The sequence below is a fragment of the Bacillus yunxiaonensis genome (assembly GCF_037104695.1).
Taxonomy (GTDB): domain Bacteria; phylum Bacillota; class Bacilli; order Bacillales; family Bacillaceae_G; genus Bacillus_A; species Bacillus_A yunxiaonensis.
This window is the reverse complement of record NZ_JBAWSV010000003.1, coordinates 295,254-320,498: the sequence shown is the minus strand read 5'-3', so window position 1 is coordinate 320,498 and position 25,245 is coordinate 295,254. Positions and strand designations below refer to the sequence as shown.

The window sequence follows — 25,245 nt, the reverse complement described above, 5'->3', positions numbered from 1 at the left end:
TTATAGTATAATTCATTTCTTCCCGCATTTAATGGGCAGTGAGATTTCCTGCCTACAAGAACTTAATTGCCATTATGTAGGATATGCCCCCCAAAAATGGAAGTTTTATTTTATCTTATCACAATTAATCAAACGTTTGTTTAACACATAAAAAAATATACAGGCTAGGTAAGCCTGTATATTTTTTGCCTTTCATCAGTGAAATAAAGTGAAACTTCCATCAGTGGGGGTTTTTTCATCCCCCACTGATAGTTAAGTTGAACTTTATTTCGCCATTAATTTTAAAGCTGTTTGTAGCTGCAGGTCGTTTTCACCAGAACGGATTTTTTCAACAATTTTGTTTTGGATTGTTTCTGCTGTTTTTTTATCAAGCTGACCCGTTGCATCCATATCGCTTGCATTTTGGAATGCTTTCACAGCTGCTTCTGTTTCTTTACTAAAATAGCCATCTTCACGCCCTGGTTCATATCCAAGACTCTTTAGCATCTCTTGTGCATGCTTCACTTGGTCATCGTTATCATTGTAGGACAACGTTTTTTCAATTTGAATTGGCGTTGCATAATAGTAATCAGGCTGCTTCACTTCAACCGTCGGTTCAATTCCTTTTTTATGAATCCAATTGCCGTCCGGTGTTAACCATTTAAACATCGTTAGTTTAATGTTACTGCCATCCGTAAACGGTACAGCTTGCTGAACAGTTCCCTTACCAAATGTTTTCTCACCAATAAGAGGATAACCTTCTCCTTCTTTTAAAGCTCCTGCTAAAATTTCAGAAGCAGATGCGCTGCCTTTATCGACTAATACAGAAATAGGATATGGTTTCTTCTCTTTTAATGATGTGTAGAACTTTTGTTTTTCGCCATTACGTTGTTCTATTTGCAACATTGGCTTTTTGTCTGTCATCAACACTTTTAAAATATCTTCAACACTCGTTAAATAACCACCTGGATTTCCACGCACATCAATAACAAGCCCTTGTATATTTTTCTTTTCAAGATCTTTCAATTGATCTTTAAACTCTTTTGCTGTTTTTTCAGAGAATGATGTGATTTGCATATACCCAATATCTTTCCCATTCTCTTTCTTCACAGAGCTAAATACAGTGAAAATCGGAATTTTATCACGCTTAATTTTAAATGTTAACGGATCACTAACTCCGGAACGTTTTACCTCAAGCGTAACTGTTGTTCCTTGCTTTCCGCGAATTTTCATAACTGCTTCTTCGCGGGATAAATCTTTCACACTGTTTCCATCGACTGATAAAATTTGATCGTTCGGTTTCAGACCAGCCTTTTCTGCTGGAGAATCTTTAATCGGTGAAACAATCATTAACTTCTCATCCGTTTTGTTTACTTCAGCACCAATTCCTTCTAACTCTGGATCAAGCGATTGCTCAAATTGCGTTGCTGTTTTCTTATCCATGTATGTAGAGTATGGATCTTTCAGCGTTGCAAGCATCCCTTGAATAGCCCCTTCAACAAGCTTGTCATCTTTCACATCCTCAACATAACGTGAATCAATTAGTGCATACGCTTCGCGAATTTTATCCAAATCCGCTTGTTTTACATTGGCATCTTTCCCTGTAATTGATTGCACTGTGTAAGAGCCATTGTCAAGCCAATACATACCTGCAAACATTCCGCCGGCGCCAACTAAAAACGCAACAATCATTCCAATAATCGCAACTCTACGTTTCAATGCGGAATTCCCCTTTCCGAACACACAATGGTGTATGAAAAGGCATCACACATTGTGCGATGCCTTTACCTATTTCTACTATATGATAAGCTTGTACGAAATATGTTTGCAACTTTTTACTCTTATATTTTTAAGAAACGACGGATAGACATAACGCTTCCCCACATACCGATTAACGCACCGATTAGCATTAATAATCCAGATAGCTCGAAAACGAACGGACTATATGAAAGCAATTCAAAAATTGTTCCGCTAAATTTCTCATTAAACATAACTTGAAGCGAATTATACGAAGTTAAGATTAAAATAATTGGAATAATCGATCCTAGTACACCTAGGAATAACCCTTCTAATAAGAATGGCCAACGAATAAACCAGTTTGTCGCTCCAACAAGTTTCATAATTTCGATTTCTGTGCTTCGTGCATAAATTGTAATTTTAATTGTATTAGAGATTAAGAACATTGCTGTAAATAAAAGACCGGCAATTAATACAATACCAATATTACGACCAGCTTTTACTGTATCAAATAATTTTTCTACTTCACCTTGTCCGTATTGTACTTTATTTACAAATTGCAGTTTCCCAATTTTCTTTGCAATACTTGCTGTATCAGTTGGTTCTTTTGCTTTTACAACATATACGTCTTTTAACGGATTATCTTGCTCAAATAGCTCAAATGATTTCCCGCTATCTCCTAAACTTTTAATCAATCTTTTTAGCTCTTCATCTTTAGAAGAATATTTAATAGAATCGACTTTCGAAATCTTTGAAATCTCTTCTTTTAATTTCTTTTGATCTTCTTTTGTAGCCGCTGGATCAATGTGTACACGAATCTCTACATCTTGCTCTACGTTCGTTGCAAAATGGTTCATATTCATAATTGCTGTTAAAAAGACACCTACAAGCAGTAATGTAACTGTTACTGCACTTACAGAAGCAAATGTCATCCATCCATTACGGGATAAATTTTTGACACCTTCTCGTAAATGTCGACTAAGGGTTTTAGTCTTCATATCCGTATCCTCCCTCAATCTCGTCTCGAACAATCTTTCCATCTTCTATCGCAATTACACGATGGCGAATTGTATTTACAATATCCGCATTGTGCGTTGCCATAATAATTGTTGTACCACGATCATTAATGCGTTTGAAAATATTCATAATATCCATCGCTGTATCCATATCAAGGTTACCTGTTGGTTCATCGGCAATTACAACCTTCGGACGATTCACAATCGCTCTTGCAATTGCAATACGTTGTTGTTCACCACCAGAAAGCTCACTTGGCAATGCCTCAGCACGATCATCAAGACCTACAAGACCTAACACTTCCATAACACGTTCACGAATCACGTCTCGCTCTTCTTCAATTACTTCTAAAGCAAATGCAACATTTTCATATACAGTTAACTTCGGAAGCAATTTAAAATCTTGGAAAATCACGCCTAGCTGGCGACGGAAATACGGTACATCGCGCTCTGCTAACGATTCAATTACTAAACCATTTACATTAATAGAACCTGTAGTCGGTTTCTCTTCACGATACATCATTTTAATAAATGTAGATTTCCCGGCTCCACTCGGTCCTACTACATATACAAATTCACCTTGCTTAATTTTAACTGTGAGTCCATTAACGGCTTTCATGCCATTTGGATACTCCTTATAAACATTCGTCATTGTTATCATTATTTATCACCCAATATTAATGATTTTTTTCGACACTTTATACTCTTCGTTGTTTAGCCATAGCGATCGCAATATTCAATCTTTTACCGCGTCTCTAAACAATCACTATTTCTGCTTCTCATGTATGTAAAAATTTTTCCTCAAAATTCTACAAAAGACACTACGCCCTACATTGTACCATTATTCGGTTTCCAATTCGGATACAAGTTTGTTACAGTTGTGTTACATAGCATAGAATATATGACATGACGCAAACAAATAAGACCTTCTGTTACCAAGCAAAAAGGTCTTATTTGTTTGAATTTCATACAGCGATGGCTGGAGGCTGCCGCTTTTCTGTCCAGTTCTGTCTCCTAGGCCTAAACAGTCGGCTCCACTTTTCTTCCTTGTCCAGCTAGAATGATCGGTGGCTTCGCTTCTCCCTGCGAGGTAAAAAACACCTCTATGTCAGAAGCTCCAGCCCCATTCTGAACGAGCCGCTTCCGCTTTTCGTTCTTGTCTAGCTCTGCCTCCTAGCCCCTCATATCTAAGAACCTTGCACACGAAAAGGTAAAAAACACCTTCTGTGTGCAAGAACCTTAGCCAACAGGGCTGAACAGTCGGCTCCGCTTTTCGTTCTTATTTCTTCTCAGATAGCCATGTTGCAACTTTTTTCGCGTCGTCACCTTGGATTACACCAGCCGGCATAATACCGCGGCCTTTAGCGATAATGTTTTCAATATCTTGTTCTGAATATTTTCCGCCCACTTTTTCTAGCGATGGTCCAGATAATCCTTTTAGATCATTACCATGACATCCTGCACAGCTTTTTTGGAATATTTTTTCAGCGCTATCTGTGCTTGCTTCTTGACTAGGACTAGAAGGTTTACTTTCTTCCTTTTTTCCGCATGCTCCTAATGTAAGAGCTAGTGATGTACCTAATGCGATCATCAACCATTTCTTTTTCATCTATATCGCTCCTCGCTGTTAATTACTCCCTCAATAGCATTATAATGTTTTCCCTGCGATTTCAAAACTTACCTGCATAACCAATATTCACCTAAACGAAAGGAGACACTTACAGGCTTAATGCTTTTGAATAATTGTTTCAATTTCGTGAACAAATGATATGATGCAAAACAACGAATTTTCCTCGCATAAAAAATACGAAAATCATCCTATTTTTCTAATCAATTACTTCTAACATTTTGTTATTTTTTACTTTTTACAAAACAATATACAAGCTTGTATGCTACAACTACACCCACCAAAAAGAGAAGTTGCCTCGCAACTTCTCTCCTCTTTCTCTCCCTCTAGAAAGAAGGTATACTTCTCATTCCCTCACGTATGTGCCAACGACCTGTTGGCATTTTTTTCGTAATGATGGAAGTTTCACTCTATGAAATACGAGAACGTAAGTATGCATCAATAAATGAGTCAATCTCTCCGTCCATAACCGCTTGAACATTCCCAACTTCTGTATTTGTACGATGGTCTTTTACAAGAGAGTATGGATGGAATACGTATGAACGAATTTGGCTTCCCCATCCGATTTCTTTTTGCTCACCGCGAATTTCATCAAGCTCCGCTTGTTGTTCTTCTAATTTTTGTTGGTACAGTTTTGCTTTCAACATTTTCATTGCATGTTCACGGTTTTTAATCTGTGAACGCTCAGATTGACATGTTACCACGACGTTTGTTGGAATATGTGTAATACGTACAGCTGAGTCAGTCGTATTAATATGCTGTCCACCTGCACCGCTCGCACGGTACGTATCTATTTTTAAATCTTCTGTACGCACTTCGATTTCAATATCATCGTTAAACTCTGGTACAACTTCACAAGATACGAAAGATGTATGACGACGGCCAGATGAATCGAATGGCGAAATACGAACAAGACGATGCACGCCTTTTTCCGCTTTTAAATAACCGTAAGCATTATGTCCTTTAATTAATAACGTAACACTTTTAATTCCTGCTTCATCACCAGGAAGATAATCTACCGTTTCTACTTTAAAGCCGCGTTTTTCTGCCCAGCGCGTATACATACGAAGCAACATAGAACCCCAATCTTGTGATTCTGTTCCACCTGCGCCTGGATGTAACTCTAAAATAGCATTATTCTTATCATGTTCTTCACTTAGTAATAGTTGAAGTTCGTATTCATTCATATCTGCAGATAAAGTTTTTACTTCTTCTTCAAGCTCTGCATGCAATTCTTCATCGTACTCTTCTTTTACAAGTTCATGCGTTACTTCTAGATTTTCAAACGTTTCATTAAGCGTATTAAACTTACCAACCATATCTTTTAAAGCATTTGCTTCATTGATGACTGTTTGTGCACCTCTTTGGTCATCCCAAAAGCCTGCACCCATCATAATTTCTTCTAGTTCTGCAATTCGCTTTTCTTTTCCAGCGAGGTCAAAGAGACCCCCTAAAAGCCGCTAATCTCTTAGCCATTTTCTCTAGTTCTTGTCTAATTTCTACTAATTCCATTTTGGTCACCTCTATACAATTACTATTACTTTTCTCATTTACCTTGCTGCTTACAAGCAGTAAGACCCCGCTTCACTTTATACGAACAACAAGGCAAACTCTCTCTGCTTTTGCGAGAGAGAGTTCATCTCTTGTTATTATATGAATGATCATGAAAATTTTCCATCCATGAGGTAAAACATTCTAAGCAGGCTACTTCCGCTTTTCTTTACTGTCCAGCTCTGCCTCCTAGCCCTTCATGTCTAAGAACCTTCCACACGAGAAGGTAAAAAGCACCTTCTGTGTGAAAGAACCTTAGCCAATAGGGCTGAACAGTCGGCTCCGCTTTTCTTTATTGTCCAGCTCCAGCGGCTAGAATCTCCGGTCGTTTCGCCCCCTCGGACGAGGCAAAAAGCGCCTCTCTGTCGGTGGCTCCAACGTCCTGCGATTCTAAACGAGCCGCTTCCGCTTTTCTTTATTTCCCGATTCCACAGCAGTTTTTGTATTTTTTCCCGCTGCCACATTTACATAAGTCGTTACGGCCTGCTTGTTCGCCTTTTACAACTGGTTTCTTTTTCGCTGCTTCATCTCCATCTTTTGGATGAATCGCTTCTCCTTGCGCTACTTCTTGACGTTCTAAGTTTTGTTCGATTTCTGCTTTCATAATATAACGAGAAATCTCTTCTTCAATAGAAGCAATCATTGCTTCAAACATCGCAAAGCCTTCCATTTGATATTCACGAAGCGGATCGATTTGACCATATGCACGTAAATGAATACCCTCACGTAAGTGATCCATCGCATCAATATGATCCATCCATTTCGAGTCTACAACGCGGAATACAACTACTTTTTCAAATTCACGTATTTGTGCTTCCGGCATTTGCGCTTCCTTCTCGTCGTAGTGCCCTTTCACTTTCGCAAAAATGCTTTCGATCATTTCTTCTGGTGCTAGACGACGTAATTCTTCTTCTTTCACATCACCGTCTTGCAGAAGACTTGTATTTAAGTATTCAACAAGACCAGCAATGTTCCATTCTTCTTCTAATTCCTCTTGCGTATGAAGAGCTACAACACGTTCTACTGTAGAATGCATCATTCCTTCAATAATGCCGCGCAGGTTATCTGATTCCATTACATCTTGACGCTGCTTATAAATGACTTCACGCTGCTGACGAAGTACATCGTCGTATTGAAGAAGCTGCTTACGAGCATCGTAGTTATTACCTTCTACTCGTTTTTGTGCAGATTCAACAGCGCGAGATACCATTTTACTTTCGATTGGCTGAGAGTCATCCATACCGAGACGATCCATCATCGCTTTCATATTATCAGAACCGAAGCGGCGCATCAGTTCATCTTCCATTGATAAGTAGAACTGCGTCACACCAGGATCTCCTTGACGTCCTGAACGACCGCGCAGCTGATTATCAATGCGTCGGCTTTCATGACGTTCTGTACCGATAACAGATAAACCGCCGTTTTCACGTACGCCTTCTGCAAGTTTAATATCCGTACCACGTCCAGCCATGTTCGTTGCAATTGTCACTGCACCTGGATGACCTGCCTCAGCGATAATTTCCGCTTCGCGTGCATGGTTTTTCGCATTTAAGACATTATGACGCACACCTTTTCTCGTTAACATCTTCGAAATTAACTCGGACGTTTCAATTGCTACTGTACCAACAAGAACAGGCTGCCCTTTTTTATGACGATCAACAATATCATTTACAACCGCATTAAATTTTCCTTCCATCGTTTTGAAAATTAAATCTGCACGGTCATCACGAACAATCGGTTTATTCGTTGGAATAACAATAACTTGCATATTATAGATGTTACGGAATTCCTCTTCTTCTGTTTTCGCTGTTCCTGTCATCCCAGAAAGCTTCGCATACATACGGAAGTAGTTTTGGAATGTAATTGTCGCAAGCGTCATACTTTCATTTTGAATTTCTACGCCCTCTTTTGCCTCAATTGCTTGGTGCAATCCTTCACTGTAACGGCGCCCTTTCATAAGACGACCTGTAAATTGGTCAACAATTACAATTTCGCCTTCTTGCACAACATAATCTGTATCACGCTGCATCACAACATGAGCACGTAACGCTTGGTTAATATGGTGAAGAAGCGCTACATGTTTTAAATCAAATAAATTTTCAATGTGGAATGATTTTTCTGCTTTGTTGATCCCTTCTTCTGTCAACATAACATTTTTCGTTTTCACATCAAGTGTATATTCTTTTTCATTCGTTAATGTACGAACAAATGCATTTGCAAATAAATATAATTCCGTAGACTTTTGCGCTTGTCCAGAAATAATAAGCGGCGTACGTGCTTCATCAATTAAAATTGAGTCTACTTCATCGATAATAGCAAAGTGAAGTGGACGCTGTACGCGTTGTTCTTTATAAAGCACCATATTATCACGTAAATAGTCGAAGCCAAGTTCATTATTCGTACTGTACGTAATATCAGCAGCATACGCGGCTTGCTTCTCTTCTCGTGACATATGATTTAAATTGATACCAACTGTTAAACCAAGAAACTCATGTAATTGCCCCATCTCATTTGCGTCACGCTGCGCTAAGTATTCATTCACTGTAACAACGTGAACACCTTTTCCTGCAAGAGCATTTAAATATACTGGCAAAGTGGAAGTTAACGTTTTACCTTCCCCTGTCTTCATCTCAGAGATATTCCCTTCATGCAGGGCAATACCACCCATTAACTGAACAGGATATGGACGCATGCCAAGTACACGTGTTGCCGCTTCACGTACAACTGCAAAAGCTTCTGGCAGTAAATCGTCTACTGTTTCACCTTTTGTTAATCGCTCTTTAAACTCGACTGTTTTTCCTTTTAATTGTTCATCTGTCAGTGGTGACATTTGAGGTGCTAATGCTTCGATTTGATCCACGTTTTTTTGCATACGTTTTACGTGACGTTCGTTTCCATCAAACACCTTTTTTAAAATACCGATCATGGGAATACGCTCCTCTTTTATTAAAATAAAACTTCCATCAGTGTTATTCGTTACTGCTCTTTTCACTGATTGGTCGCTATAATACTCAATCTCATTGCTTCACTAAAAATAGGGTTCTTTTACTTAAAAAAGTGTAAACCTACTGACAATTGTAACACTTGTTTTATATCTATGACAACAATCTGCCAAACGCGTCCTCATGAAAACCCTCCCACCTATCTTCTGTAGAAAAGCGGAAGCGGCTCGTCCAGAATCGCAGGACGTTGGAGCCCCCTCGGACGAGGCGCTTGCTGCCCGCGAATAGCGTTGGCGAATGTACAATATACGACTCAAAACAACTGTCAAAACATTTCCGACAACCTGAAAAAAACGCAGCCATTACAGCTGCGTTTTCCTTATATTATTATTATTTAGTTTCAATTAAACCGTATTTTCCATCCTTACGTCCATAAACAACATTTGTTTCATTTGTTTCTGAATTTGTAAAGACGAAAAAGTTATGACCTAACATATCCATTTGTAGAATTGCTTCTTCTACATCCATTGGTTTTAAGTCAAATCGTTTTGTACGAACAAGCTCTAATTCATCTTCAAAAACCTCTTCTTGTGCAGCTGGTTGATCTGGAATAATCAACATTGTTTTTGTAGAGCCTTTTTCACGTAACTTACGATTTACCTTTGTTTTATGCTTACGGATTTGTCGTTCGAGTTTATCTACGACTAAATCAATAGCTGCATACATATCGTTATTTGTTTCTTCAGCGCGAAGTAATAAATCCGGAAACGGAATTGTTACTTCCACTCTTTGCTTGTCAGAGTACACTTTTAAGTTTACCTTAATTTCTGGAAAAGTATCAAAATAGCGCTCTAATTTACTTAGCTTTTTCTCTACATATTCCTTTAATGCTGGAGTTACTTCAATATTTTCACCGCGAATGTTAAATTTCATAAGATGAACTCCTCCTTTCAAGCCTATGTATAGGTTTTCGACAAAGGTATCAAAAACCCTTCTTACATTTTTAAATTTTTTGACAAAATCGATATTTTTTTATCGATTTTTGTAGAAAAAGAAATGTAATCTCTTTTTCTATTCTTATTTTATCCTATTTATATCGTAGTTATCATATATAAGTGTGAAAAATCAGTTACAAAAATGCTACAACTTTTTGACAACTCTTTCTTCATCCCCCACTGATGGAAGTTTCACCTTATGATAAAGCCTCCGTTACCTATGTAACGGAGGCTCCCCTATGTGAAACGCTGGTCTTTGAGGCTGCACCATATTTCAATTATATAATTATAACTTCACAACATTTGCTGCCTGTGGACCACGCGCACCTTCTACAATATCAAATTCAACTTTTTGTCCTTCTTCTAATGTTTTATATCCGTCATGCTGAATCGCAGAAAAATGAACAAAAACATCGTCACCGCCATCGCGCTCAATAAATCCAAAACCTTTTTCTGCATTAAACCATTTTACTTTTCCTTGCATGTTCTTTCCATTCCCTTCAATCTTAAAATAACGGTACCTACCCCGTACTTTGAATATAACGAATGGAAAAGTACAAAGTCAAAGAAGACTTGTCGCCTTTTTATTTTACCTTTCGACATATCTTATTTCTCAATATACACAGAACGCACAATCGTCCGATTATACGCTTTTCCTTCTTTATTCTTCCCTTTAATATCAATCGTCATATTATACACACCGGATTTTGCGACATCCGGCAAATTTCCCGTGAATGTGATTGTATCTGTCTTTTGCAGCTTATTGGAGTGCGATACTAAATTCCCATCCCGATCTACAACGCGTACATCAAAGGAAATATTATCCTGCCGTTGGGAGTGTTTTGCAGATTGCTTTAACTTAAATTCCGCTTTGTTTTTCTTAACTTTACCTGGCATATCTAACGTAAACGGTGCATCCTGTTTGTAATTAGCCAGCATGAGATATGCATCTTTTCGCGCTTGCGACATCATTTTTAAGCGCCACTCTCCTACTTCCATTTGATCAACCTGGAATGTTCGAATTGTCGCTCCGTTAAAATACGCATATTCTTCTCCCATCGTCGCTTTGCTGCTTTGATTTGTGTACACCTTCCCAGAGGGAGCGATAAGCTGTATCTGTACATCTGGAGAGGCCGTCAACACAGAAATGTTTCCATCTGTTACAGTATCAATCGCAAAGGTTTGTTCCACCCAATTGTTTGGTGTGAGCGATCCTCCTAACACCGTTTGATTCGCATTAACAGCCAGATTTTTTTGTGACTCTTCAAATATATTTTCGTTTGCAATAGAAGCAATCGCAGAAGTATTACGCAAATAAGGCTCAATCCGTGAAAATACAGCTGATCCTTTTCGAATGCTGTCGTGATCCAAGCTTGAATCCGTGAACAGATGTGTTCCATACGGAAGCTTCGCGCTCCATTCATTGACTAGCCCATCGTTAGGTCCATACCAAGAGAGGTAAAATCCGCCCATAGACAGCGCGGAGAAGGCAGGTCCCCAACTTGTTCCAGCAACCGTATAATAATGGTTCAACTTAGCATTTGGATTACTATCCGTTATATTACGAAACTGCGCCATTTCTCCTGTCTGCAAAGAGTGCGTGCCGTCATCCCGTTGCCCTAACAGGGAAGCAAGCCATCCCGCCCACCAACTGTACGCCAAATCTGCTAAGTTAGAGCCATAATGCGGGGAAGCAAGCGTCACTACGTTTCCAACAAAGCGACTTGCACCGTAGTGGATGAGCGCCGCTTGCGTATCAGGTCCGCCTTTGCTGTGTGCGACAATATTGACCTTCTTACCAAAACGATTATAGATTTGCTCTAGCATAGAAGCTAACAAACGCCCATTATCCCACTCACTTGCCGAACCCTTCCCAGCCGCATCATACAACTGAATGAAAACCGTTTGATACCCTGCATTGTAAGCGTAGTTATACATATCGTTCATACCGTGATAAACGGTTTCACCGTACCAGTCCTTAGCAGTTCCATTCTTACCTTGAACGAAAACGATAGGTGGTTTATTCTCAGCATGCTCAGGAGTCGCTCCCAAAAACCAACTCCCAGGAGTAAACGATTCTGATGGTGGAAAAATCCCTCCAGATATTTGCACAGAACTAGCGAAAACGGATGAAATATGAAAAGAACAAAAAGCAAAAATAAAAACAGTCAGTAACGCGAGAGAACGTTTGAACTTATGCAACACAGCAGCCCCCCTTGTTTATTTTTCATTTACCATCTTCATGCAAATACATTGTTCTTCAATTCATCCTATAATTTATAGTTGATGGAATGATAAGCGTGTAATAGAAAATGTTTCTCTGAATTTAATTTGAATATTCTGACTAATTTACTTTTTATTTTTCTACCTCCATTGCACTTAATGGTGATGAACCTATTCTTTCTTAATTTCTTAAAAACCTTCTAAAAAATTAACACTACACGTTGAGAAAATACCTATGAAATGAAGCTTCTATCAATGTGAAGTCTTACTGCCCAAAAACTCTGAAACACTTCAAAAACGCATTTACACTAAACTATATTAACAAAGTAGACACCCATCAACGACAAAGCGTCAAAGATGAAACGTTCTTTGCGCCTCTTTCATAAAAACATTGCGCTGCTTGACGCACCGTAATCCCAGTTGTATATACGTCATCAATTATAAGAATATCCTTTCCTTGAAAAGATTCTTCCTCTGTAAAATAAAAGGGCCGAGGGCGCTGCAAACGCTCTGTTCTTGTTTTCTTACTTTGCTTTTCTGCATCACTTCGCATAAGTGATGTTTTCACAATTGGAATGGATAAGCATGCCGCTAACAATTCTGCTTGATTAAACCCTCGTTCATATTTTCGCTGTAAGCTAAGCGGAATCGGGACAATGCAATCACAATGGGGGAAATACTGCCGAAAAGCATTCATAAAAGAAGAAGCAAACACTTGAACAAGAGCTGCATCACCGCGAAATTTAAAGCGCGTTAGCACTTCTTTCATCCAATCATTATATATATAGACAGATCGATTTTTTACATACACATGCCGAAAATACGGATCTTGCTTCCAGCGTAAACAGTCCTTGCAATATTTGCCTTGCTTATATTCATCTGATAGATACTGAAAGGATCTTCCGCAATCCGCACAAATGTCTCCTATAATGTAAGAAAATTTTTGTTCACAGTATGTGCATATGTATCCCTTTTCTTGTTCAACAAAAAAAGAATACCAGCTCGGCAAAACAGAGATAACATCATCACAAAGAAGGCAATGCATTAGTTCACCAACCCTTCTTGCTTTGCTCGTTTGTTCATGGATTGAATTTGTTTTTTTGCCGCAACCATCGCCTCTGTCTTTCCATAATGAAAATAGACTACATCACCATAAGGAGCATGACTACTACGCCCCGCTCGTCCTGCAATTTGAACGAGTGCACTTTCTGAAAAAACATGCTCTTCTGCTCCTAACACCGCCACCTGTAAATTCGAAACGGTAACGCCTCTTTCTAAAATTGTCGTCGTTACTAATAACGGAATCTCTCCCTTTCGAAATGAAGCCACCTTTTCTTTTCGTTTCGGATCTTCCGCATGCACACCTTCTATACGATTATCAATACGTTTTAAAATAGAAACAATTTCTTCTACATAACAAACATGAGGAACAAATAAAAACATAGGATATTGTTTTTGAAGATATATATGAAGCCACTGCAGAATAATTGGAGGTAAGTTTTTCTTTTGAATGGATTTTCGCCAATTCCCACACCAGCGAAAAATAGGAACAGGTAGAGGATAACGATGGTAGCGCGCAGGAATAATCACTCCTTTTTGTTTTCCATTACGAAGCTTTCGCTGCCAATCTTTAGATGGAGTGGCTGTTAAATAAATAAACGCAGCATGTTCTTTACTAGCAGAGATGACCGCGTATTGCAGCGTTTCATCCATCGAATAAGGAAAAGCATCAATCTCATCAACAATCATGACATCAAACGCTCTGTAATAACGAAGAAGTTGATGAGTTGTCGAAATAACGAGCTGCCCTTCTTTATATAAGTCGTCACTTCCACCATATAAAGCGCAAATTGAAACAGACGGGAACACTTCCTGTAAACGGGGATAAAGTTCGAGGGCAACATCCGTTCGCGGCGTCGCAATACAAACGCGTTCTCCTTTACTTAAGGCTTCTTGTATACCATGAAATAACATTTCTGTTTTCCCCGCACCGCATACCGCCCATATAAAAAAGGATTCTTTCCTTTGCACTGCATCTACAATTCCGTTCGCCGCCATTTGTTGTCCTTGTGATAACTGACCTTCCCATTCTAGACAACCGGCCCTTATCTCATTTTGTATCGGACCAATCCAGCGAACAAGCTGCGTACATTCACTCACTCTCCCCATCATGATACACTTGCGGCAATACGTACACATCCGATTACACCGATAGCACAAAAACGAAAAGAATAGTCGCTGCTTTTTATTCCCGCAACGCTGGCACATATACCGCGCGTTTTTCTTTACAATTCCGTACTCATAACGAATGTAACCTTCTCGCTCTAGCTGATGAAGCTCTTTCCCCGAAACTAATACTTCCTCTAACAGTAATTGCCGGCCTTCTAGCATCCTGCTCTCCCCTTTCTATTTTTTACTATAAAAACTTTGAAAGAGTTTGTAAAAAATCAAAAAAGCCGATAACCTACTCTTAAAATAGTAAGCTATCGACTTTATTCACGTATTTTATATAATTAAAATTCTAGAATCGGCCATAACCTAAGAAATGGTCTTGATTGTATTTGCTGCTTAGACTACCATAGCTAATTCCTTTATCAGCAGCATGAATCATTTGTCCGTTACCAACATAAATACCGATATGAGATGGACCTGCTTTATACGTACCTTGGAAGAATACTAAATCACCAGGTTGTGGATCGCTAATATGTTGAACAGAATTCCAGTATCCAGCTACATCTTGACGACCTACGCCGTAAATATAAGAAATGAAACCACTGCAGTCAAATCCACCGTTAGATGGAGATGCACTACCCCAAACATATGGCATACCAAGGTATTGTTGTGCCTTTCCAATTACACCCGAAGCAGGCGCTGAATTACCTCCGCCACCTTGTGCAGGTGCTGGTGCTGGTGTCGGAGCTTTAGCTTGTCCGCCGCCATTGTTTGCTGGTTGTTGTGCTGGTTGTGCTGGTTGCGTTGTTTGTTTTGCTTCTTGCTCAGCTAAGCTTTGTAAGTATAGAGCTTGTTTTTCTAGATCTTTTAATTGACCTTCTGTGCTAGTCATTCCGTTTACAACTGTTTGCATTTTCGCACTTAACTCATCTACTGCTGCTTGCTTTTTCACTTTTTCAGCGTCAAGTTCTTGTTTCGCAGTTTCAATTTTCGCTTGTGCATCTTTTAATTCTTTTTGTTTTGCTTTTACAGTTTCTACATCTTTTTTCACTTTATCTTGGTCTGCTTGTTGCGTTTTCATAATATCTTGGTCAGAGTCAAGAATTTGTGAAACAGAAGTTAAACGATCGATTAAATCAGCAAGGCTCTTAGAATTTACAACTACTTCCGTTACAACGTTCGTGTTTGGTTTCTCTTGAAGAGCAACTAAACGCTTCTTCAACACTTCTTCACGCTGTGCAATTTTCGTTTGTAAGTCTGCAATCTCTGTGTTTTTTTTGTCAATTAATTTTTGCGTATCATCTACTTGCTTCACCGTTTCAGCAAGTTTAGCTTCGTTCTCTTGAACAGACTTGTCCAATTCTTGAATTGTCTTCTTTAATTCATCCATTTGTTGTTGGATTGCATCACGTTCTTGTTGTTGTTTATGTAAAGTGTCTTTTTGTTGTTGAATTTGTGTATTTACATCTTCAGCAAATGCGCTTGGTGTTACTACTGAAAACATCATAAATCCTGCTGCTAATGCGCAAGATGCGATTTTTAATTTTTTCATTCTGTTTTACACCGCTTTCTTTTTCTTGGTTTTCCGAATTTATCTAATAAAATTTATACCATAATTACCAATGTTTTTTAGCAATGTTACGCTTTTGTAAAATAAATGTAATATTGCGTTTGTAATTTCTTGGCACTTATATTCTAATATTGTACTTTTTTGTAGAGAAATAGGGAATGGGAACGATATTTTTCCCTCTATTGTCGTACGCTTTCATTTACTTTACAATTATGTGATGTATAACAAAAACCAATTATTTAATCTGTTATAATATAACAAAACTCTCTTGCTATCACACAAGAGAGTTTACTAATCTAGTAAGCTTTTACTTCCCCTAACCAAACACCATCTTCATTGAACTTATTCCATTTTCCATTAATTTGATAATCGCCTTTTACCATATAGCCCGCTTCAGCAAGATAATACCATTTATTGTTATATTGCAGCCAACCTACTCTTGCTTTACCATCTGGATTGAAATAATACCATTTCCCGCCATCTTGTACCCAACCTACTTGCATCGTCCCATCTGCGCCAAGGTAATACTCACCGTGTTGCATAGAAGTTAGCATTAATCCTCTATGGATGTAATACCATTTATTATTATACTGTAACCAACCTGTATATATTGCTCCATCTGCATTTAAGTAATACCAACGGCTCTTGTCATCTGTATCCTGCGCCCAGCCTGTTCGCATTACACCATCATTTCCAAAATAGTAGTGTTTCCCACCAACAGTAACCCAATCTGTTTGTGCTTTACCACCTACAAAGTAATACCAACTTCCTTTATAGTTTAACCAGCCGTTATATGTACTGCCATCTGCATTAAAATAACACCAAACATTATCAATAAAATTCCAGCCTATCGCCATTGATCCATCTGGATGAAAATAAAAGCCTCGCGTATCTTCTCCTATCCAGCCTGTTATCATTTTTCCGTTCGGTCCGAACCAATACTGTTTACCCTTATATTCGAGTCCATCATAGTGTACTTTTCCACCTGCATCGATATAATACCAGCTGTTATCATACTGAACCCAACCTTCATTGCTATACATCGTACCGTCTTTTCCTAATAAGTAGGCTGCATCTTTATCTTCAATATAGCCCGTTTGCATTTTTCCATCTGCGTTAAAGTAATACCATTTCCCGCCATCATATAACCAACCTGTCTTCTTCACACCATGTTGGTCATAGTAATACCATGTACTTCCTTCTTTTACCCAACCCGTTTGTTTTATAACTTGCTCTGCATTGTTCGTATCATTTTTTGAAACGACTGTTTCTTCAGCATGAGAAATTGCAGGAACTATGAACATTGCAGACATTAAAACTGGTAAAATAACTTTCTTCATTTTATGTATCTCCTAAATTATGTTTAATTTTAGTTTTTATTTCCATAAAAAGATTATATTACACCCAAAATGTATACACAATATTTTTGTAATATTTTTGTAATTTTTTTTATCGAAAAGTAATATTTTTATCATATTTTTCCTTTTTTTATAAAATGAAACCTCCATCAGTGTTTTTTTCTTACCCCCGCTCCTCGCTTTTCTCTCAATCTTGAGGTGGGATAGCGGGATAAAATAAAAAAAGTGCAGGAATATCTCCCTGCACTTTTTATCCCACTATTCTCGGACAGTATAAGCCCAATTAGTGAACCCACTTCTCTGCCCATTTTTGTACTTCATCCATTACACTCTCTAACGCTTTTCCTTTATCTGTCAAACCATATTCAATACGAACTGGCACTTCCGGATAAACGTCACGCACAACAATTCCTTCACTTTCTAATTCCTTTAAGCGCTCTGATAGCATACGATCGCTCATATTTGGAATAATATCAGCAATTTCTCGAAATCGTTTCGGTTCTTCTAACAGTGATTTAATAATTAACCCTGTCCACTTTTTACTAAGAAGTGTAAAAGCAGACTCGAACTTCGGACATAAACACGGATTATGTTCCATATGTTTCACCTCTCCTCTATTATAAAATAGTTTCTTATAAAAAGTAAGTAATCAAGCTGATTTTATTATTTATATTTTTACCAAAAAAGCTCTCTACATGAAAGAGAGCTTTTTTCATCATCCCGCTCTAACAGACAGTAAGTTGCTATTCATTGGTGCAAAATCAAACTGCCTGTTAGAGCCCGATTGGTGAGAGCTTTCCATCAGTGAAAAAATCGTTCACTGATGGAAGTTTCACTTTATTTCGTATACCATCCTAACCCAAGAGCACCTTCTCCTAAGTGTGTACCAATTACTGCTCCGAAATAACTGATTCGAATTTCTACATGCGGGTATGCTTCTTTCAATTCTTGTTGCCATTCTTTTGCTTCTTCTTCTCGATTGGCGTGAATGATAACTACTTCCATTGGCATACCTTTGCTTGCTTGTTCATCAAAAATTTCAACAATACGCTTTAATGCTTTTTTACGCGTACGAATTTTTTCAAATGGAATAATAACTTTATCGCGGAAATATAGTACCGGTTTTACTTGTAATAAACTCCCAATGAATGCTTGAGCGCTATTTAACCGACCCCCACGCTGCAAATGATGTAAATCATCTACAACGAAATACGCATCCACTGTTTTCTTCATTTCATCAAAACGAGCGATAATCTCTTCCGGTGTTTTCCCTTCACTCGCCATTCTTGCGCCTTCACGTGCATAAAATCCTTGCACTTCACAGCTAATTTCTGAGTCATATGTATATACCTTTACTCCGTCTACCATTTGACCAGCTGTCGTTGCTGTCTGGTATGTACCACTAATACCGCTAGAAAGGTGAACGCTAATCACTGCATCATATTCTTTGCCTAGCTCTTCAAATAACGTAATAAACTTTCCGATAGCTGGTTGAGATGTCTTTGGCAGCTCTTCCTGTTCACGAACTTTCACATAAAAATCTTCAGCTGTAATCTCAATCTCTTCTTGATAAGAATCATTCCCAAAAATAACATTCAACGGGATTATATGTATATTTAACTCTTCACGAACATGTTTTGGTAAATATGCCGTACTATCGGTTACAATAGCTGTTTTCATTTTCGTACCTACCTTATAAACAAATTTATTATTTATTGTACATGAAAATGGAAAAAGGTGCATTAACTGATCAAAAACGAGAGTTTAAAATTATAAACACTATTTCAACAATTTACAACAAAAAAATTCAAATTATAATAGAAAGAGCTAAATTTCTGCAAAAAAATATTTGAAACTCCACCCCAGCCCTTTTAGAATAAAAAGTATTGATAATTTATCGCTCTAACGGGCAGTAGAATGTAGTACATCGGTGTAAAATCAAACTGCCTGTAAGAGCTCGATTGGTTCAGCTAACCATCCGTGAAAAAATTGCTCACTGATGGAAGTTTCACTTTACAAAGATAGGGGCGTATATCATTGCTACTACAATATTTCACCGTAAAAGAAGACGGCGAACATGAAATAGTCATTCAAAAATCTCGCTTTATTTGTCATGTAAGCCGCGCGACAACAGAAGAAGAAGCGCAGGAATTTATCCAAAAGATAAAAAAACAACATTGGAATGCAACCCATAACTGCTCTGCCTACTTAATTGGCGAACGTGACCAAATTCAAAAAGCAAACGACGACGGAGAACCTAGCGGTACAGCTGGTGTCCCGATCCTAGAAGTATTAAAGAAGCGCCACTTAAAAGATACTGTCGTTGTTGTAACACGTTATTTCGGTGGCATTAAACTAGGAGCAGGCGGTTTAATTCGTGCATACGGGAAATGTACAAGTGAAGGTCTAAATTATGTCGGCATCGTGGAACGAAAGCTGATGCGCGTCATGAAAACCGAAATTGATTATACATTACTCGGAAAAGTTGAAAATGAACTGCGCAATTCCATATATGTGATTAAAGATATACACTACTTAGATCATGTCACGGTTGACACATATGTAGAGGAAAGTCAAAAACAATCATTCACAGAATGGATGATTGAAATCACAAATGGGAAATGTACAATTAATGAAGATGAGATACTATATCTAGAACAAGATATAGTACAACACTAATTTATACTTAAAGGAGATTATTTATGGAAGATCGTTATCATCATCTCCAAAATAGAAGAACGAAAAAGAAAAGAAGACGTAAATCGCTTATATTCCTTATTTTTGCTCTCCTTATCGGAGGCGGAGCAGTTTATGCGTATACTTCTTACTCGTCTTTAATGGGAGTTTACAGCGGCTTGAAGCATGATAAATCTAAACTCCGCGCAGAGGACGTAGAAATTACGAAAAAGCCATTTAGTGTTTTAATTATGGGAATTGAAGATTATGCCACAGACGGCAAAAACGGACGAACGGATTCCTTAATGTTTGCAACCATTGATCCAAAATCCAAAAAAGTATCTTTAATGAGTATCCCACGTGATTCACGCGTGACAATTGTTGGGCGTGACAAAAAAGATAAGATAAATGCAGCTCATGCCTATGGCGGAGAAAAAATGACAATAGATACAGTGGAAAACTTTTTAAAAGTACCTGTCGATCATTATATTAAATTAGATTTTAAAGGATTTAAAGGCATAGTCGATGCAGTTGGCGGCGTTACAGTTGATGTTCCATTCGATTTCTGGGAACGCTCTGATGTTAACTATTACAAAAAGATTGAGTTTAAAAAAGGACCACAGCATTTAAATGGGGAAGAAGCCTTAGCTTATGTTCGGATGAGAAAGCAAGACCCGAATGGGGACTTTGGCCGTGCCGCGCGTCAACGTCAAGTACTTGAGGCGGTGTTAAAGGAATTAAACTCACCTTCTACTGTATTTAAAATTAATGACATTGCAAAAGCAATCGGAACGTATATCAAAACAGATATACCTGTATCAGATGGTCTTGCACTCTATAAAGAATTCTCTGGCTTTGATACATCTAGCATTCAAACAGTAAAAATGGAAGGCAAGGATGCAAAAATAGATGGAATTTACTATTTCGTTCCAGACGAAGCAAATGTCCAACAAATTCGCCATACCTTTATGCAAAACTTACAACTTGAAGATTCAGCTCCTGCGTCGGATACACAACAGCAATCTGAAACACAAGAACCAGATACACAACAGCAGTCTGAAACACAGGAACCGGCTAAACCATCTAGCTCGAATATACAACATCAACCTGAAAAGCAAGAGCCGGCTAAGCCATCTCATAACTCAAATATACAGCATCATACCGGGAAACAAGAACAATCTACACCATCATCTAAATCGAATGAACACAAAACAAATTCAACCAATCATCAATCAGATACAGAATGGCAAATGTCTTCACATTAAAAACAGCTATCTCCTAATGGAGATAGCTGTTTTTTTATCCTGCTCTAACGGACAGTAGCATGTTTATTCATTGCTGTAAAATCAAACTGCCCGTAAGAACTCGATTGGTGAGAGCTTTCCATTAGTGAAAAAATCATTCACTGATGGAGGTTTCACTTTATTATTTATTAAAATACTCCACAATCGCTTTCACGATACGCTCTGACGCATGCCCGTCACCATATGGATTCGATGCTTTTGCCATTGTACTGTGTGCTTCTTTATCTGATAATAGCTCATTCGCTAAAGTGAAGATTGTTTCTTCATCTGTACCAGCAAGCTTTAATGTACCCGCTTCAATACCTTCTGGACGCTCTGTTGTATCACGAAGAACAAGAACTGGCACACCAAGTGATGGCGCTTCTTCCTGTACCCCGCCAGAATCCGTTAACATTAAGTATGAACGTGATGCAAAGTTATGGAAATCAATTACATCAAGCGGCTCAATTAAATGAATACGATTATGATCTCCTAAAATTTCTCCTGCAATTTCACGAACAACAGGATTCATATGTACTGGATATACAACTTGCACATCTTCGTGTGTTTCTACAAGACGTTTAATTGCACGGAACATATTGCGCATCGGTTCACCTAAATTTTCACGACGATGTGCTGTCATAAGGATCAGACGGTCATCTCCAACCTTTTCTAAAACAGGATGCGTATATGATTCTTTTACTGTCGTTTTTAACGCGTCAATTGCTGTATTTCCTGTAATAAAAATGTTTGCTTCTTTTTTGTTCTCTTGTTGTAAGTTTGTTGCAGATTTTGCTGTCGGTGCGAAATGAAGATCTGCCATAACGCCTGTTAATTGTCGGTTCATTTCTTCTGGGTATGGAGAATATTTATCCCACGTACGAAGACCAGCTTCTACATGACCGATTGGAATTTGATTATAAAATGCAGCAAGGCTTGCGATAAATGTTGTCGTTGTATCACCATGTACAAGAACGATATCCGGTTTTGCTTCTTTCATGACTTTATCTAAACCTTCTAGGCCGCGTGTTGTAATATCAATTAACGTTTGACGGTCTTTCATGATATTTAAATCATAATTTGGCGTAATACCAAAGATATCTAACACTTGATCCAGCATTTGACGGTGTTGTGCCGTTACTGTCACAATGGATTCAATTTGTTCTGAATGTTTTTGTAACTCTAACACAAGAGGGGCCATTTTAATAGCTTCGGGACGCGTTCCAAAAATCGTCATTACTTTAATGCGTTCTGTCATATTCAGTTCCTCTTTTCTTTCAGTGTTTCAATTCATCATACGAGATAACACTTGTTATTATATATGAGAATCCTAAATGGCAAAAGGAAATATTTCCTAAAAGGCATGTGAAACATCACGCTTTCGAACTGCTCTTCTGCCAATAGAATAGTAATCAATGGCATGTTGATCCATCTCTTCTAAACCATAACAATTTCTTCCATCAAATAAAATTGGTTTATTCATAAGCTGTACATACTTCGCAATAGGATACATTCGAATACTTTCCCACTCCGTTACAATAAAGGCTGCATCTGCTTTCATAAGAGCTGCATCTATATCTGTCGTATATTGTACTCGATTTGCCAATATACGCTTCGCATGTAAAATTGCCTTTGGATCATACACGATAATATTAGCTCCTAAAACTAGTAACTGTTCAATAATCATAAGAGACGGCGCTTCCCTTATATCATCTGTATTAGGCTTAAACGAAAGACCAAGAACTGCGACTCGTTTTCCTCGCAAACTCATCATCTTTTCTGCCTTCTCCACAAGTGAAGCTTGCTGCTTATTATTCACTTCAATGACTGCTTTTAACAATCTAAAATCATGCGCCACATTCCCCGCAATTTGCACAAGTGCGTTGGTATCTTTCGGAAAACACGAACCGCCGTATCCAATACCTGCTTGCAGAAAATGCGGACCAATTCGTTTATCGATTCCCATACCAGCTGCCACTTCTATCACATCGGCTTGTACTTTTTCACATATATTCGAAATTTCATTGATAAAGCTAATTTTCGTCGCTAAAAAAGCATTCGATGCGTACTTAATCATTTCCGCACTGCGCACATCCGTTGTAAATATTTTAATTGGGAGCGACTCGTACAGCTCAGCAACTCTCTTTGCAATCGCTGTTGTTTCTGCTCCAATGATAATACGATCACCATGAAAGAAATCATGCACACCGCAGCCTTCTCGTAAAAACTCCGGATTTGAGACAAGATGTATACTTATATCTGTTTGCAATGATTCTCGAATCCATTCTTTCATAGCATCATTTGTCCCAACCGGAACCGTACTTTTCGTCACAACGATAACATCTCGCTCTGCATACATGCCAATATCACGGCACACATTTACAATATGTGTTAAATTTGCAGACCCGTCTAAGTAGGAAGGTGTACCAACCGCCACAAAAATAAAATCAGCTGCTCCGTAAGCCTCTTCTTTTTTCGAAGTAAATGATAATCTCTGTTCCAAAACAGCCTCTTCCAATAATTCTTGTAAGCCCGGTTCATAAATCGGCAGTTCATTTTTCTCTAACAGCCTTATTTTTTGTTCATCAATATCAAAACAAGTCACAGAGTGCCCGAGTGTCGCTAAGCCAACACCTGCCACCAATCCGACATACCCAGTACCTACCACTGTAATTTTCATGAACACACCCCCTACTTATGGTTCGTTTCACTCTAACTTTATTATATGAGACATCTTTCATTTCATTTTTTAAGCTTTTGTAAAGAAAAGCGCTGGAGCTAGTCATCTTCGAATTTTATAAAGTGAAACTTTAATCAGTAGGGATTTTACTGCCCAAAAATAGCGGGATACATTTTTATCTTGTAAAAAAACAAGTCAGCTGCTTTATCAGCAGCTGACTTGTTTTTACTTACTATATCCGTTTGGATGAGCTGTATGCCATTCCCAAGCTGTTTGAATCATTTCCTCAAGTGAATATTTTGCCTTCCAGCCTAATTCTTCATAAATCTTTTCAGAAGAAGCGATTAGTTGTGCTGGGTCTCCAGCGCGGCGTTCCGTGTGAATAACATTCGCCTTCTTCCCAGTTACATGCTCACATGTTTCAATCACTTCTTTTACGGAAAAGCCTTTTCCATTTCCTAAGTTATACACTTCATTTGATTTTTGTTCATTTTGTAAGCTTTGCAGTGCTAAAATGTGCGCCTCCGCTAAGTCTGTTACATGAATATAATCACGAATACAAGTGCCATCATTTGTATCGTAATCTGTACCAAATACAGAAATTGATTCACGTTTTCCTAATAAGTGCTGTAGCACAAGCGGAATTAAATGTGTCTCTGGTGTATGATCTTCTCCAATTGTTCCTGATACGTGCGCACCTGCTGCGTTAAAGTAGCGAAGTACAACATATTTCATCCCATATGCTGCATGAAAATCTTGTAAAATATGTTCAATCATTAATTTAGAGCGTCCGTATGGATTGATTGGATTTGTTAAAGTGCCTTCTGTAATGATATCTGTATCTGGAATTCCATACGTTGCTGCTGTTGAAGAGAAAATAAACGATTTCACACCATGCTCCATCATTTTCTCAAGCAACGTGATCGTTGCCGTTACATTGTTTTTATAATATTTCAATGGATTCGAAACAGATTCACCGACAAGGCTATTTGCCGCAAAATGCATAACAGCATCAATAGAATATTTGCCAAATACACGATCTAAATCCGCTGCATTACTTAAATCTCCTATTTCTAGAAGCGCTCTTTCATCAACACTCTCACGATGACCTGTTGATAAATTATCTAATACGACCACTTCAAAATTTTGGTCTAACAATTGTTTTACTGTATGACTTCCAATATATCCGGCTCCGCCAACTACTAAAATCATTCTTTCTCCCCCTACAAAAATTTATCATCATATAATTTCAGTCTTTATAAAAGTAGTTCGATGTTGCAAAATTAAACTGTCCGTAACAGCCCGATTGGTGAGAACTTCCCACCAGTGACACGAATGGTTATTTTTCTCAGCTTTTCTATTTGACAACACATAATCAAAATCCATGTCTCAACGAATGTTTTTTTAAAAGGCAGAACTCTATCATCGCTTTCCTCTAA

At 38.2% G+C, this 25,245-nt stretch carries 20 protein-coding genes; 2 read left to right on the top strand and 18 right to left on the bottom strand.

Annotated features, from left to right (window positions below):
• Positions 1–264: 264 nt before the first annotated feature.
• The 15 genes from WAX78_RS10880 to WAX78_RS10810 all read right to left on the bottom strand — a co-directional run bounded on the left by WAX78_RS10880 (position 265) and on the right by WAX78_RS10810 (position 18,847).
• Positions 265–1,698: a S41 family peptidase gene (locus WAX78_RS10880; protein WP_336482285.1), complete on the bottom strand. Its 1,434-nt coding sequence runs from the start codon at positions 1,696–1,698 to the stop codon at positions 265–267.
• Between the two features lie 122 nt (positions 1,699–1,820).
• On the bottom strand, positions 1,821–2,714 hold the full coding sequence (gene ftsX, locus WAX78_RS10875; RefSeq protein WP_336482284.1) for a permease-like cell division protein FtsX: 894 nt from the start codon (positions 2,712–2,714) through the stop codon (positions 1,821–1,823).
• The gene (gene ftsE / locus WAX78_RS10870) at positions 2,704–3,390 is read right to left on the bottom strand and encodes a cell division ATP-binding protein FtsE (RefSeq protein WP_336482283.1); all 687 of its coding nucleotides are present in this window, start codon (positions 3,388–3,390) and stop codon (positions 2,704–2,706) included. Before ftsE ends, ftsX begins: the two co-directional genes overlap by 11 nt.
• Before the next feature lie 618 nt (positions 3,391–4,008).
• Positions 4,009–4,338 carry a cytochrome c551 gene (cccB, locus tag WAX78_RS10865; RefSeq protein ID WP_336482282.1) on the bottom strand — a complete coding sequence of 110 codons (330 nt, stop codon included), beginning with the start codon at positions 4,336–4,338 and terminating at the stop codon, positions 4,009–4,011.
• A 428-nt stretch (positions 4,339–4,766) separates the two neighbouring features.
• Positions 4,767–5,868 (bottom strand): peptide chain release factor 2 gene (gene prfB / locus WAX78_RS10860; RefSeq protein WP_336482281.1). Its coding sequence is split into 2 segments (ribosomal slippage): positions 4,767–5,795 and positions 5,797–5,868, totalling 1,101 coding nucleotides; the frame shifts between segments, so codons are not numbered across the junction.
• Positions 5,869–6,322: 454 nt separating this feature from the next.
• Positions 6,323–8,833, bottom strand: a complete 2,511-nt coding sequence (secA, locus tag WAX78_RS10855; RefSeq protein ID WP_336482280.1) for a preprotein translocase subunit SecA — start codon at positions 8,831–8,833, stop codon at positions 6,323–6,325.
• 406 nt (positions 8,834–9,239) lie between these two features.
• Positions 9,240–9,782 carry a ribosome hibernation-promoting factor, HPF/YfiA family gene (gene hpf / locus WAX78_RS10850; RefSeq protein ID WP_336482279.1) on the bottom strand — a complete coding sequence of 181 codons (543 nt, stop codon included), beginning with the start codon at positions 9,780–9,782 and terminating at the stop codon, positions 9,240–9,242.
• Positions 9,783–10,130: 348 nt separating this feature from the next.
• The gene (cspD, locus tag WAX78_RS10845) at positions 10,131–10,328 is read right to left on the bottom strand and encodes a cold-shock protein CspD (protein ID WP_098308341.1); all 198 of its coding nucleotides are present in this window, start codon (positions 10,326–10,328) and stop codon (positions 10,131–10,133) included.
• A 122-nt stretch (positions 10,329–10,450) separates the two neighbouring features.
• Positions 10,451–12,049 carry a lipase family alpha/beta hydrolase gene (locus WAX78_RS10840; RefSeq protein WP_413789186.1) on the bottom strand — a complete coding sequence of 533 codons (1,599 nt, stop codon included), beginning with the start codon at positions 12,047–12,049 and terminating at the stop codon, positions 10,451–10,453.
• A 355-nt stretch (positions 12,050–12,404) separates the two neighbouring features.
• On the bottom strand, positions 12,405–13,112 hold the full coding sequence (locus WAX78_RS10835; RefSeq protein WP_336482278.1) for a ComF family protein: 708 nt from the start codon (positions 13,110–13,112) through the stop codon (positions 12,405–12,407).
• Positions 13,112–14,458 carry a DEAD/DEAH box helicase gene (locus WAX78_RS10830; RefSeq protein WP_336482277.1) on the bottom strand — a complete coding sequence of 449 codons (1,347 nt, stop codon included), beginning with the start codon at positions 14,456–14,458 and terminating at the stop codon, positions 13,112–13,114. The genes WAX78_RS10835 and WAX78_RS10830 overlap by 1 nt, the downstream gene beginning before the upstream one ends.
• Positions 14,459–14,588: 130 nt before the next feature.
• Positions 14,589–15,791: a C40 family peptidase gene (locus WAX78_RS10825; RefSeq protein WP_413789185.1), complete on the bottom strand. Its 1,203-nt coding sequence runs from the start codon at positions 15,789–15,791 to the stop codon at positions 14,589–14,591.
• A 314-nt stretch (positions 15,792–16,105) separates the two neighbouring features.
• On the bottom strand, positions 16,106–17,149 hold the full coding sequence (locus WAX78_RS10820) for a glucan-binding protein (RefSeq protein WP_336482276.1): 1,044 nt from the start codon (positions 17,147–17,149) through the stop codon (positions 16,106–16,108).
• Between the two features lie 301 nt (positions 17,150–17,450).
• A complete protein-coding gene (locus WAX78_RS10815) occupies positions 17,451–17,765 on the bottom strand; it encodes a winged helix-turn-helix transcriptional regulator (protein ID WP_336482275.1) in 315 nt (104 codons plus the stop codon).
• 239 nt (positions 17,766–18,004) lie between these two features.
• Positions 18,005–18,847: a DegV family protein gene (locus tag WAX78_RS10810; protein WP_336482274.1), complete on the bottom strand. Its 843-nt coding sequence runs from the start codon at positions 18,845–18,847 to the stop codon at positions 18,005–18,007.
• 357 nt (positions 18,848–19,204) lie between these two features.
• Here WAX78_RS10810 and WAX78_RS10805 point away from each other — a divergent pair, with 357 nt between their 5' ends.
• Complete coding sequence (locus WAX78_RS10805) at positions 19,205–19,846, top strand: YigZ family protein (RefSeq protein ID WP_336482273.1); 642 nt, start codon at positions 19,205–19,207, stop codon at positions 19,844–19,846.
• A gap of 23 nt (positions 19,847–19,869) precedes the next feature.
• A complete protein-coding gene (locus tag WAX78_RS10800) occupies positions 19,870–21,108 on the top strand; it encodes an LCP family glycopolymer transferase (protein ID WP_413789184.1) in 1,239 nt (412 codons plus the stop codon).
• A gap of 160 nt (positions 21,109–21,268) precedes the next feature.
• Here WAX78_RS10800 and wecB read toward each other — a convergent pair whose 3' ends face one another.
• The 3 genes from wecB to galE all read right to left on the bottom strand — a co-directional run bounded on the left by wecB (position 21,269) and on the right by galE (position 25,018).
• On the bottom strand, positions 21,269–22,384 hold the full coding sequence (gene wecB, locus WAX78_RS10795) for a non-hydrolyzing UDP-N-acetylglucosamine 2-epimerase (RefSeq protein ID WP_336482272.1): 1,116 nt from the start codon (positions 22,382–22,384) through the stop codon (positions 21,269–21,271).
• A 96-nt stretch (positions 22,385–22,480) separates the two neighbouring features.
• Entirely contained in the window at positions 22,481–23,806 is a 1,326-nt protein-coding gene (locus WAX78_RS10790) for a UDP-glucose dehydrogenase family protein (protein WP_336482271.1), read from the bottom strand.
• Positions 23,807–24,031: 225 nt separating this feature from the next.
• A complete protein-coding gene (galE, locus tag WAX78_RS10785; RefSeq protein WP_336482270.1) occupies positions 24,032–25,018 on the bottom strand; it encodes a UDP-glucose 4-epimerase GalE in 987 nt (328 codons plus the stop codon).
• Positions 25,019–25,245 lie beyond the last annotated feature (227 nt).